Raw genomic sequence first — 13,183 nt, forward strand, 5'->3', positions numbered from 1 at the left:
ATATCAGACAAATTTGATGGACATTTTCCTGTAATTTCGGTTTATCTACAACGGTTAGAGGATGTTCTAATGTATGGAGTCGTATTCGATCCGAGCTGATTGGTGTACGTTTTCCGGTATCGCAACTTTTATAGACGAATGTGCGTTATTAACAGATGTAAAATCCAGTTAATTGAAGATGAGGAGATGATTGATAATGAAATGGGGATTTACAATCTTTATTTTGGCCTTATTGCTTATCCTTCCGACTACTGCTGGAGCTGCGGCGCAGGCAAAATATCAGTTCAGCTGGGATGACGGCAGAACTGGGAGCATTACTGGAACAGCACTTGTGAAGAACGATGTCACGTTCATACCGATGACTGGCGTAATCAATCAGTCGCGGCTAGAGCTGAGCTGGGACTCTACCGGCAAACGCGCTCAGTTCAATGGCTGGAGGAAATCTTTTGCCGTACGGATCGGCAATCTTACCAGCATGCTGGACGGGAAAATGATTAAGCTGGAGAGTGCTCCATTCCTTCATAATAAAGAGCTTTATCTGCCTGCCCGTTTTGTAGTCCGCGCGCTTAATGGTAAAAACACAACATGGGACGCAGGCACCAAGACGTTCAAGGCTAATCAGCTGCAAACGTTCAAAAAATACGAATTTGCTCATGAGGGAATGAAATATGCCGTAGAGGGCAAGAGCGGTGATATCTACGTTACTGACACCAAAGGCGTACAGCGTAAGCTTGCTAAGCTAGGAATTCCGATTAGAGAGTATTTGAACGTCGATTTCCAAAAAACGAAGGGCGGTCTGCTGCTTATGAATTTATACGATAACTACGGAGAGCCGCATCTTAATAATCAATATTTCACACTTATACTGGAAGATGGAAAGGTTATTCAGCAATCCAGCGTACATTATTGGAATCGATTAGAGAAAAATGTCTCAATAATAAATGACCAACTCGTATTGCTCGATGGGAAAACGCTTCGGCTGATCGAGGACGGCAGCGGAAAATTAATTGAAACGATCGATTTAGTGAGGCTAGGCGGAGAAGATGACAATTATTTTGTCGAGTATTTCGATAAGGATGTGCTCCTGCTGCGCGCAAACAAGAGTGGAATACTGAAGCTTGTTGACAGGGATACAGAGACCGTTACCGTTCTCTACAAAGAGCTGCTTGATGCGAAGCAGCAGGAATATGTAGAAACGAACGATACGCCTTATATTGGTGATTTTCTGAAGATCGTCAAGCGCGAAGGCGATATGCTTTTATTCAAAAATGAATTCCCTTATGACAAGGATAATAATACGTATAGTCTAAAGATTTCTGAATAGGCAAGGACACATTCCTAATGCCTTTATGTTTCCTGTAACGAAAGCCAATGACGGTCAACAGCCGTGATTGGCTTTTTTTATCTAGGAAAGCTAAGGGCTTAGTCATTTACTAGAGAAGCTGCTCATATAATCTATCAGAATGAATAAGAGTTTTATTCATAGGTAGAGAAGGGTGGCAGAGTGAATGCGGCGTGTGTTGCTGGCGACGATTGGTGTTATGGTCGTATGGTTTGGATTGTTTGAGATGGGGGGCTTTACAGCTTATAAGAGCGAGGGCGCTAATGAGCGGGAAATCGTGCAGGCAAGGGAAGCAGTTGCCTCGTTCACTACTTATTATGAAGCTAAGCCGCTTCTAGCTAAGCAGGTATCCTATGAAAATGATGTGAAGCAGGAGAGCGGAAAGGCAGAGCCTTCTGTGACGGCTCCTCAAAATGATAGAGAAGAGGCGGCGCCGGTCGATCCGAACCAGAAGATTTTGTATTTAACTTTTGATGACGGCCCAAGTGAAAATACGGAGCAAGTTCTTAATATATTGAAACAGGAAGGGATTTCGGCGACGTTTTTTGTGCTCGGCGAGCATGTGCTGAAGCAGCCGAAAATCGCTAAGCGAATCGTTGAAGAAGGCCATTCGATCGGCAATCACACATTTAATCATAAATATGAGCGATTATATGGAGGTTTTGCCGAGTTTGCGGAACAGATCATGAAAACCGACGAGGCGATTTACCGAACAACCGGCGTAAGAACGACGCTGGTTCGGGCACCGGGAGGCACGTATAGCAATTTTGACCGGAGCTACTTCGATGCGATGGCCGCAGCAGGCTATCAAGTGCATGACTGGAATGTGGACAGCGGGGATTCAAAGCGGATAGGCGTGCCTGCCTCCGAGATTTTGACCACGATAAAAAACTCCAAGCTTGCCAAAACGCTTAATGTGCTGCTTCATGACAGCGCGGGGCATGCGGAGTCCGTTAAGGCGCTGCCGGCTATTATTAAATATTACAAAAGCAAAGGCTATGCATTTGCAAAGTTAACGGATCAAATAGATCCCATTCAATTCAAGGTTGCCAAGAAGCTGAAATGGACTAGGGCGCAGGCGACAAAGCTGGAGAAGGCGAAGCTGGTTCAATTTTCAGAGAAGCTTGGTCAAAGCGTCCTGCTTGCGCAGACGAAGAATAATGCGCCGAGCCTCATTTTGCACCGCGGCCAGGAAAGTCTGGCGCTTGGAGCGAAGGATTACGTCTTAAGAGACGGCACTATAGAGGTATCGCTGTTTAAGCTGACGGAGTGGGTTTATGGCACCGTAGAATTCGATATAGACCACGGCGCGATTGAAGCTTACGTAGATGGCAATCGCGTGCTTGCTCTGCCCAGCCAGGCTAGCCAAACGTCTACGGAACAAGCGGACGAAATTGTTGTTCCGGTGCGATCGACGCTGCAAAAATTCGGAATGGAGATTACGAAATATATTTATAACGAGCAGCAGCGTGAAATTTGGGTGACAGAACAAACATAGCGCTTCTAGCAGGTCTAAAGAGAGAGAAAGCTGGGGACACTGAAAAATAGATAGATTTATTTTTCAGGAGGCGATTTATACGATGATTTCTCCCCAATTTTCAGATGATGCGAAAGAGGATCGTTATAGCCACTGGCCGGAAGCGCCGCAGGTGCTGCTGCATCGATTGCTAGTAAAGGTAGAGAACGTGCTGCTAGGAAAGCAGCAGGTCATTCGAAATACGTTAACCGCGTTGCTGGCAGGCGGTCATGTGCTGCTAGAGGATGTGCCAGGCGTTGGCAAAACGCTGCTTGCGCAGGCGTTCGCGAGAGCGGTAGGCGGCGATTTTAAAAGAATTCAGTTTACGTCCGACATGCTCCCGGCTGATATCGTAGGCGGAGTCGTATTGGATGCGCGAACTAGCGAGCTTGTCTATCGGCCTGGCCCGATTATGGGCAATGTGGTTCTTGCCGATGAGATTAACCGTACGTCGCCGCGTACGCAGTCTGCACTGCTTGAGGCGATGGAGGAGAGACGTGTTACGGTGGAAGGCAAAACCCGCAAGCTGCCCGTTCCTTTCATGCTGATCGCGACACAAAATCCGCTTAGCTTCGAGGGAACAAATACGCTGCCGGAAGCGCAGCTGGACCGATTTATGATGCGTCTGACGATTGGTTATCCTGGCTCCGCAGAAGAAAAGCGGATGCTGGCGCAGTATGCAGACGGCAATCGGATCGAGCCGGAACGGCTCCGTCCCGTCATTGCAACCGAGGAATGGCTGCAAATGCAGGCGGAGGCGCGTCAGACGCATATGCATCCAGCGCTGCTTGAATATATGGTGCAGGTGGCGGATGCGACACGCCGCGCGCCGGAGGTCATGCTGGGGCTAAGTCCGCGCGCGCTGCGCGACTGGCTGCGGGCATCGCAGGCCAATGCCTATATGGAGGGGCGCGGCTATGCGATTCCTGATGATTTGCTAGCGACGGCCGACGCAGTGCTGCCGCATCGATTATCGCTTCGTTTCAACGCTCACGCCAGTGGCAGTGATGCTGCTGCTGTCATTAGCCGGACGATTCGCGAATGCAAGATGCCGGCTGCCGCAGGAAGCGAGAAGCGGAGATGAATGCACCTTTTCAGGATGGTAGATTGACGGAGGAGCAGCAGGAGACAGATGTGACGGAGAGCCTATATTCATCACAAGAGCAAGTAAACGCAGAGCAGCGTGCTGGCGATAGGAATGCTGTCAACGGACAGAAGGCAGCTGCGGAACAAGTGAAAAAGGTTGACCAAGAGCAAGAGGAGCTTGCGGGTGCCTACCGTACAAGATGGATTGCCTGGGGGATCATTGCTGTCGGCTGGGCAGGAAGCTTGGCGGCGATTATACTGCGGGGCGGCGCGGTGGAGTGGTTTATGGCGGCGGTTCTTAGCATGATTATCGTCGTTAGCGGGATAGCTCCAATAATGGGTGCGGCTGGTTTAAGTGCCTATCGGTCGATGCCTAGAGGAGAGACGCGAGACGGTGGACAGCTGACGATTCGTTTAGCTGTCAGGAGATCCTATCTCGTTCCCTTCGTTTGGTTAGCGGTAAGAGAACAAACGGTTAACGAAAGCTCATCCGCCAATCGCGAAATAAGCGTTCGTTCGGTGTTTACTCCGCTGCTTCGCAAAGAAACAAGCTTCAGCTATACGCTGCACCATTTGCGCCGCGGGAGGCATCCCTTCGAGCATGTGACTGTTACGGTAGGAGACTGGCTTGGACTCACAGCTATTCATAAACGAATGGAAGCGAAGTCGGAGTTTGTCGTTCTGCCTGGGTTGCCAACAGTAGATACTGTGTATCGGCCAGAACGTTCCTTCGGTACTGCAGCTCATGCAGCGCCTTCGCTGGTCGTCAGCAGAGCTATGGACCCTCGCGGAGAAGCGGGACGGGAGGAAATTGAAGCAGCGGTAAAAGCAGCGGGGATCGGGCCAGATAGCCGTCCCTATCGCGAGGGTGATTCCTTGCGGCACTTGGACTGGCGCAGCGCGGCCAAAGGCCGGGGGCTTCAGACGAAAATCTATACACAGGAGCAGCCTGTCAAAACAATCATTGCCGTCGATACGCTCGCCTCTGCATACGAGAGGGATGATCGTCTGTTCGATGCTTGCGTAGGATGGTCTGCGCTTGCCATTTCACAAGCTGCTTCTTTCGGGAGTGCCATAACGCTGCTCCTTGGACAGGGTCAGACAGCAATGCATTCATCTTCTGACGGAGCGTCGCAGACTGGCTTGACCGATATGCTGCATGCGATGGCTTTGCTCCGTGCGGATGGTAAGGGCTCGCTGGCAGGAAGCTTTGTTAAAGGATCGAATTCGCTTCATCGAGGAGGCACGATACTCGTATTCACCGCCGATTGGAGAGGTGGACGGAGCTGGGGCGAGCTGGCCGGATATGCTGCTGAGCAAGGCTGCAGGGTGGAGCTATTTATCGTTACACGAGCGAACGTGCCTTCCTTCGCTATGCGAGAGCAGCAGAAGTGGCTGGAATGCGGCGGCGTCAAAGTGACGTGGCTGCATGTTCCTGCGGGTATGGACGCACTTCCTTATGCCGAGGCAGAGGAAGGAGGGGCAGCTCATGAGCTTGCATAAAAGCTTTATCGCGGACCGTACGGGAAAAGGACTTCAGGATGGCGGTAAACTGTCGAGCCGTGAAGCGGAAGAGGAGTCGTTCGGCTACCGCATGATCACTAGCCTGCTTCTATTCGGCTTGCTTGCGGAATGGCTGCTGCCATGGATGAATGCTGGCACATGGTCGAATATATACAACCCGGGGCCGCTGCTGCTTGTGATTGGCATCGTGATGCTGGCGGGATTGTTTCGAATGCCGTTTGCCGTTACCCTTTCGATGAATATGATATTGTGCGTGCTAAGCCTCATGTGGCTGTATAAGGGCGCTGACCAGAGCAGCCTGCAATGGCTTCTCGGCTTTCCGGTGATGCTGAAGGACCATATTATGCTGCTAGTGGAAAATGGGCTGTGGGCCATGTCTGGAGAGCTTCGGACGCTGCTGCTGTTTATCGGCTGGGCGATGCTTGCTCCGGCCTTGCAAGCGCTGCTCTGGATGCGTCAGACAGCGCTGGGCATCGCTTGCCTCACACTCGTTTATTTAATTACGCTTCATGTATGGCTCGGCCATGATGTGATGGGCGGCTTGATGCGTACCGTTGCAGAAGGTCTTCTGCTTGGCGCGATTGTCTCCGTTCCGCGTGTGCAACGGATTATTGATTGTGGCATCGGCAAGCTAAAAGGGCTTGATATGCGCTGGTTGACTGGATCGGTTTTTGTCGTGCTGACCATACTGGGCTGCGGCTTGCTGTTTGCAAGCGGCCGTGAGGCTTCTATGCCGCCCGCAAGCTGGACGAACACCTTTAACGATCGAATTGAGCAAGCTGTTCATTCACTAGGTCAGCAGAAGGGCTCGGTTACGGTTATGGGTCAAACTGGCTTCGATCAGTTTGGCGGTGCATTTACGGGCTATGGATTTGACGATAGCGAGCTTGGAGCGCCTGTACGGAAGGACGATAGTGTAATATTTATGGGAGCCTCCTCTGTCAAGGCTTATTGGCGCGGAGAATCGAAGATTTTATATGATGGGCGCGGCTGGCAAAATACGGTCAGCAATCCAGTGCTGCTGCCGGTTCGCGGCTCTGATGTTGCGGCGTCGGCGCAGGCTGCGAAGGATGCAGGAAGCAATCAGCTCGGCCTGGTCATTCAGCAAACAGTCGTCTGGGCCAAGCCGACTGCAGGGATGCCTCTTTTTACATCAGGCTTGTTCGGTCGCGTAACGGAGCTTGTTGCAGCCGATCCTCGCCGCAAACTGGGAAGCTATGTATACAATGACAGGAAGAGCTCTTTATACCCGCAGTCGGATACGGCGAAGGTGGAGCGTTATACGGTGGAAAGCGTCCTGTCAATCACAGATGAGGAGCAGCTCCGCGCATTAAGCCGTTCGGATGGAGAAGTGGTTTTAGGCGAAGACGGTAAAGCTACAGAGGCTTCCAGCTTATCGGAAGCTGAGCTTGAGCCTTATTTGCAGCTGCCCTCGGCGCTTCCAAGCCGGGTAACCGCCTTAGCCGCAGAGGTTGCGGGGGGCGGGGTTACGAGCCGTTATGACCAGGTAAAGGCGATCGAGGATTTTCTCAAAAGGAGCTATACCTACACGTTGGAAGGCAGTACAACGCCGCCGGAGGGCAGCGACTTTGTTGATCATTTCCTATTTGAGCAGCGCGAAGGCTACTGCGTGCATTTCTCTACGGCGATGGTCGTACTGCTTCGCTCGCAAGGCATCCCCGCTAGGTGGGTGAAGGGCTTTACTTCCGGCACTCCTGTCAGCATAAGCTCGGGCAGTATGCTTGGTGGGGAAAACGCTGGTGGAGCAAGCGCGAGCGAGAGTACGCTGGGCAAAGCGAATTCCGATGAAGCGGGCTTGGGTCAGGATAGACTGGACAAAGTGGATTCGGATGAAGCGGGCTTGATTCAAGATAGCCTGAGTAAGGCGAATTCGGATGAAGTAGGCTTGGGTCAGGATAGACTAAGCAAGGCGAATTCCGATAAAGCGGGATTGGGAGGAAGTGCGCTAGACGCGGGAAGCTCAAATGGTAAGAGCGCTAGCTCGGATAGCCATCAGCTGGTGAGTTATGAGGTGAAGGGCTCTGACGCCCACGCTTGGGTCGAGGTGTATTTCCCAGGCGCAGGCTGGGTGCCGTTTGATCCAACGCCGGGATTTAACGGCGTAGTTAATGTCGCGTCCGCCGGTTCTGCGGGCGGCGCGCTCGCTGCTCCCACGATGGGAGCAGCGCTGGCGAGCGGCGTAGGCACCGAGGCCTTTGGTCTTAGCGGGGCGAGCTCAGCGGGCCTCGCATGGATTGAGGCGGCGGCTGAGCAAGCCGCCTCTGCCGTGGCGCGAGGGGCAGACGCCCTCGCGCAGGCGGCGCGGAGCGCCGCCAAGGGCGCAGCGGCGGCATCGCCCGCCGCTGTAGCTGCCGCAGGCGCGGCGGCGCTAGCGCTCGCCGCCGCGGCCATTGCTGCGGCGCAGCACCAGCGGCTTCGCCTGGGGCTGGCGCTGCGCCGCTACGGCGCGGCCCACGCCGGCATCGCGAAGCTCGCCGGCGCAGCCGCGCCCTATCCGTCACATAACCCTGTGACGGACAGAGCTCCATCGCGCCGCGGCAAAGCACGCGGGCGCAGTCAAAAAGAGCGAGCGACAGACGAGCGGCTGCGCGACAGCTTTATTGACGTCGCCGCTGCGCTGGCGCCGCTGCTGCATCGCCGCTTCGGCGAGCACGCGCAGGGACTGACTGCGCGTGAATACGCGATCGCCGCAGAACCGGCGCTCGCGGCGGAGCAGCAGGACGCGCTCCGCCAGCTTACGAGCTGGATCGAGGAGGCGCACTTCGCACCGCCAGGCCCGTGGCCGGGTGCGCCGATGCCAGCCGCGCTGCGAACCGTTTTGCGCGTGCTCGACAAACAACAGCCCGTACACAAATCGAAGCGCCCCGCCGCAAAGCAGAAAAAGGAGCGGAAGAAGCGGACCTTCGATGTCAAAGCTCATAATAACGATTAAGCGATATGGTGGAGCTGGTTTTTATTGTATGGGCTCTCTCTAAAAATAATGAGCTTCTGTTCTGCAATGACATAGTCTTAGCCCTATTAAGACTGTCGTGTTTATGCAAACGGAATCGGATTCCCTTAAATAGAGTGAGAGCTTATTTCTATCAGCAAAAAATGGTACTGTAACATATAGCTGGAAAAACTCCTGCTAATTTTCGCTTAGTAAGCTGTTTGACAGCAATAACAGGATTTTATCCCGTTAATTTTTCGAATTCTCGTCGTTTGATGCATGAATCGTAAAATTAACGGGAGGAATTCCATCTAAATAGGAAAATACATCGAAATTCAGAAAAATAGATGGACAATTTCCTGCTATTTCATCTGTGCTCCTGTTTCGTGAACCTGGAACATATACAAAGCAGCTCCAACTAAGCTCTATAAGTGCTACTCTAGATTCAAAACTCCAACTCAGCTCTAAGCAGTGCTGCTCTGGATACAATCTCCAACTCTGCTCTAGCAGTGCTACTCTGGATTCAAAACTCCAACCCAGCTCTAATAGTGCTGCTCTGGATTCAAAACTCGAACTCAGCTCTTGCAGAGTTAACCTGGGTGCACATACGGATCTCAAATCTCTTACTCTGCTTTACTAAGCAAATCTAAATAACATCAAAGCCTCAACCCAGCTCTTGCAATGCTAATCCTGCTCATTTTTGACTATGAAAATCGCAAACAACCGATCTAAATAAAAAATCATCAGCCTCGCATCCTGAGGCGCTTTCCGCAAGTCTTCATCGCGTGAAGCGCTTCAATATTTTATCGAAAACGACGCTGATCATTCGAATTTGCTGCCTTTCAGACTATCCGATGTCGCTTCTTCTATGAATTGTCACGCTCATCGCCTTGACTCGCTTAAACAGCCTTATATATAATTACTACATAATTTGAGGGAGGCTCGGTAATGACTAAGCAAAATGAAATCATCGTTGTTCTTGATTTTGGAGGACAATACAACCAACTGATTGCACGCCGTATTCGTGATTTGGGCGTATACAGCGAGCTGCTGCCTTACAACACGCCGGTAGAACGGATCCGCGAATTGCAGCCGAAAGGTATTGTATTCTCGGGAGGACCGGCCAGCGTTTATGAAGAAAATTCACCAATGGTTGACCCGGCTATTTATGATTTGAACATTCCGATTTTCGGTATTTGCTACGGTATGCAGCTTATGTCGCACCAGCTCAGCGGTAAAGTTGAGCGTGCGGGCAAACGCGAGTACGGCAAAGCTGAGGTTGAATTTGTGGAAGGCTCCCGCATCGGCTTTGGTCTAGACAAGGTTCAATCCGTTTGGATGAGCCACGGCGACCATGTCGTTGAGCTGCCTGCCGGCTTCCAGGTTGACGCAAGCACGGAGCATGCTCCTGTTGCGGCAATGAGCCATCCGGAACGCGAGTTCTATGCTGTTCAATTCCACCCGGAGGTTCGTCACTCCGAATTCGGCAATGAGATGATCCGCAATTTCCTTTACAACGTTTGTGATTGCGACGGCACTTGGACGATGGAATCGTTCATTGAAGATGCGATTCGCGATATTCGCAACGAGGTTGGCGACAAAAAGGTGCTATGCGCGCTTTCTGGCGGCGTAGATTCTTCCGTTGTGGCGATTCTTCTTCACAAAGCGATCGGCGATCAGCTCACTTGTATGTTCATCGACCACGGCATGCTGCGCAAAGGCGAAGCCGAAGGCGTTATGGAAACATTCGTAGGCAAATTCGATATGAAGGTTCTCAAAATCGATGCGCAGGAGCGTTTCCTTGGCAAGCTGAAGGGCGTAGAAGATCCTGAGCAAAAACGTAAAATTATTGGCAACGAGTTTATTTACGTATTCCAAGAAGAGTCGGATAAATTGGATGACTTTGAATTTTTGGCGCAAGGCACGCTTTACACGGACATCGTAGAGAGCGGTACGGCTACGGCGCAAACGATCAAATCTCACCACAACGTTGGCGGCTTGCCGGAGGATATTAAGTTTAAGCTCGTTGAGCCTCTTAAAGCTCTGTTCAAGGATGAGGTTCGTAAAGTCGGCGAAGAATGCGGACTGCCGGAAGCAATCGTATGGCGCCAGCCATTCCCGGGTCCAGGTCTTGCTATTCGCGTTCTAGGTGAAGTAACGGAGGACAAGCTCCTGATTGTCCGCGAATCCGATGCGATTCTACGCGATGAAATTGCCAAAGCTGGCCTTGATCGTGAAATTTGGCAATACTTCACCGCGCTTCCGAATATGAAGAGCGTAGGCGTTATGGGCGATGCTCGTACGTATTCTTACACTGTCGGCATCCGCGCGGTTACTTCAATCGACGGCATGACAGCAGACTGGGCGCGTATTCCTTGGGATGTGCTCGAGAAAATTTCGGTGCGTATCGTAAACGAAGTAGACAACGTTAACCGTATCGTCTATGACGTTACTTCGAAACCGCCTGCTACAATTGAGTGGGAATAGCATAACAAGCACAAACCGCCGAGAGCATGCTCTCGGCGGTTTCTTATTTTGCAATATGATCCTCGTATATAGCTCTAAATAATCGACAACAAAAAGCAGATGCGAGCAAGAAAGCCACGTTAGGTTATGAACCGTAGGTTTCAAAATTTCACCACTTACATATGTTGTCAATAATTCGCCATCTGCTATAATTTAAATCAAGACTACACATAGAAAGTCGTTTTGCATTCGCAAAACGAAGCACATGCTTACGAAGTCGTTTTGCTTCGCAAAACGTGAAGGAGAAATAAAATGAAGCTATACCCTTCCATCAGCAAAGACCTTATCGAGCTGCCGCAAGCTTTTCCGATTATCATCTCGCAGTCTGTGGGGGTAAATCCTACCTTTCAAAGGCTGCACTGGCATATGGCGCTCGAAATAAACTACATTTTAAAGGGCAGCGGCTACTATTTAATCAACGGGAGTCGGTATGACTTCCAGCAAGGCGATATCGTTCTTATTCGTTCCAATGATCTGCATCGTGCGTTTGAGGCTGAGGATCTGGTGATGAATGTTATCATGTTTGACTCTGCGTATCTTGCTCTAGAACAGCGTTATGATGCGGAGCTGCTCATTCCGTTTCGTGAAACGGGCCTGCGGTTTGACAATGTGCTTGACCGGAGCCATCCGATGCTGGCATTGCTAGGAGAAATCATTTCGGATATGGCTGTTGAGTTTGAGCGCAAGGAGCCTCATTTTGAAGTGGTTGTACGGGCAAGGCTTATGCAGTTTCTTGCGTTTGTAAATCGTTATTTTTCGAAAAACAATGAAACAGGAACGCCATATGCGAGAGGAATGGAAACGATTCGAGGCGTCCTGCACGACATCGAGGCTGACATTTCTTACCCGTGGACGCTTAAAGAGCTGGCAGAGGCGGCGCATTTAAGTCCCTCGCGCTTCAGTACGCTGTTCGTTCAAGTCGTCGGAACTTCGCCTATGGATTATTTGATTCAATTGCGCCTATCGCACGCTGCTCATCTCCTGGAGTCATCCGACAAAAAAATTATTGAGGTTGCAGCAGAATGTGGGTTTCGTAATTTATCTAATTTTAATCGGCTGTTTAAGCAGCATGTAGGTAAGCTGCCTTCAGAGCTGCGCGAATAGAAAAAACAGTAAGATAGTATCACAACATCGTTCTTTTTCATTAGAGGAGCGGTGTTTTTTATTTTAAAATAGAAGAAAGTATAAATCATATGTTTTAATCGAAAGTAAAAAATTAGGAGCGTGACCGAATTGATTTTTCTTGGGGTAGATGCAGGAGGCACCAAGACGCATGCCCTGCTCGTTGACGAAACTGGTCATGTGCTAGGCAGAGGGCACGGTGGGAATGGCAATCACCAAACGGCGTTTGATGAAGCAAAGACAAGCATTGATCATGCTTGCAACCAAGCACTTCAAGAAGCCGGCGTGTCGAAGGAGCAGGTGACTTTTGCTTATTTTGGACTGGCTGGAGCGGATCGCGAGCCTGACTATGTCATTTTGCGTCCGATGATCGCCTCGTTAGGCTTCACAAATCATGCGATCGCATGCGATACGATGATCGGAATGCGTGCTGGTACTCACCAGTCGTATGGCGCGGTTATCATAAGCGGCACCGGCTTAAATGCGGCAGCCCGCAACCCGCAAGGCGATGAGCTTCAATATGGCGGCTTTGGTTATATGTTTGGAGACGGACTTGGCTCAGGAACCGATCTGGCGATTCATGCCTTCCGCAGCGCTATTCGGGCTTGGGAGGGCAGAGAGCAACCGACGCTTCTCACCGAGCTGGTCCCACAGCGGCTTGGCTACAATAGCATTCAAGAAATGTACGATGACGCATTGGAAAATAGCAAACGACCGTCCCACAGTCTTGCCAAGGTTATGTTTGAGGCAGCTGAGCAAGGCGATGCGGTGGCGATCCGTGTTTTGCAGGAGGCTGGCCGCGAGCATGGGAATTCGGTTAATGCATTAATTAAGCGGCTTGGCATGGAGCAGCTAACGTTTGATGTCGTTCTAACTGGAAGCGTGCTGTCGCGCGGCAGCTCCCCACATATGGTTGATGCCATTAACGAGGCGGTTCTTGCCGTTGCCCCGCATGCCAAAACCGTTAAGCTAACCGTTGACCCAGTCGTTGGCGCAGTTATGAGCGCGATGGATAGCAGCAGCATCGTTATTAGCGATGATGTAGATGCTGCGCTTAGAAAAATTACGTTATAAAGAAATCGGTTTAATCGTTTCAACATAAACAAAGAGCATTCAT

8 protein-coding genes are annotated in these 13,183 nt (G+C 51.0%); all 8 read left to right on the forward strand.

What is annotated here, in order from left to right; genetic code table 11:
- The first annotated feature begins 196 nt into the window (after positions 1-196).
- The 8 genes from HI950_RS16510 (at position 197) to HI950_RS16545 (ending at position 13,140) form a co-directional block, all read left to right on the forward strand.
- Positions 197-1,324 (forward strand): stalk domain-containing protein, encoded by a 1,128-nt coding sequence (locus HI950_RS16510; protein ID WP_169086011.1) that lies wholly within the window; start codon positions 197-199, stop codon positions 1,322-1,324.
- A 184-nt stretch (positions 1,325-1,508) separates the two neighbouring features.
- The gene (locus tag HI950_RS16515) at positions 1,509-2,840 is read left to right on the forward strand and encodes a polysaccharide deacetylase family protein (protein ID WP_169086013.1); all 1,332 of its coding nucleotides are present in this window, start codon (positions 1,509-1,511) and stop codon (positions 2,838-2,840) included.
- An 82-nt stretch (positions 2,841-2,922) separates the two neighbouring features.
- Positions 2,923-3,942: an AAA family ATPase gene (locus tag HI950_RS16520; RefSeq protein ID WP_169086015.1), complete on the forward strand. Its 1,020-nt coding sequence runs from the start codon at positions 2,923-2,925 to the stop codon at positions 3,940-3,942.
- On the forward strand, positions 3,939-5,447 hold the full coding sequence (locus tag HI950_RS16525) for a DUF58 domain-containing protein (protein WP_169086017.1): 1,509 nt from the start codon (positions 3,939-3,941) through the stop codon (positions 5,445-5,447). The genes HI950_RS16520 and HI950_RS16525 overlap by 4 nt, the downstream gene beginning before the upstream one ends.
- Entirely contained in the window at positions 5,434-8,421 is a 2,988-nt protein-coding gene (locus HI950_RS37290) for a transglutaminase domain-containing protein (RefSeq protein ID WP_223285322.1), read from the forward strand. Before HI950_RS16525 ends, HI950_RS37290 begins: the two co-directional genes overlap by 14 nt.
- 945 nt (positions 8,422-9,366) lie before the next feature.
- Complete coding sequence (guaA, locus tag HI950_RS16535) at positions 9,367-10,905, forward strand: glutamine-hydrolyzing GMP synthase (protein WP_169086020.1); 1,539 nt, start codon at positions 9,367-9,369, stop codon at positions 10,903-10,905.
- Between the two features lie 291 nt (positions 10,906-11,196).
- The gene (locus tag HI950_RS16540; protein ID WP_169086022.1) at positions 11,197-12,048 is read left to right on the forward strand and encodes an AraC family transcriptional regulator; all 852 of its coding nucleotides are present in this window, start codon (positions 11,197-11,199) and stop codon (positions 12,046-12,048) included.
- A gap of 120 nt (positions 12,049-12,168) precedes the next feature.
- Positions 12,169-13,140 carry an N-acetylglucosamine kinase gene (locus tag HI950_RS16545; RefSeq protein WP_317618387.1) on the forward strand — a complete coding sequence of 324 codons (972 nt, stop codon included), beginning with the start codon at positions 12,169-12,171 and terminating at the stop codon, positions 13,138-13,140.
- Positions 13,141-13,183 lie beyond the last annotated feature (43 nt).

The sequence above is a fragment of the Paenibacillus sp. PL91 genome (assembly GCF_012935325.2).
In the GTDB taxonomy this organism is placed as follows: domain Bacteria; phylum Bacillota; class Bacilli; order Paenibacillales; family Paenibacillaceae; genus Pristimantibacillus.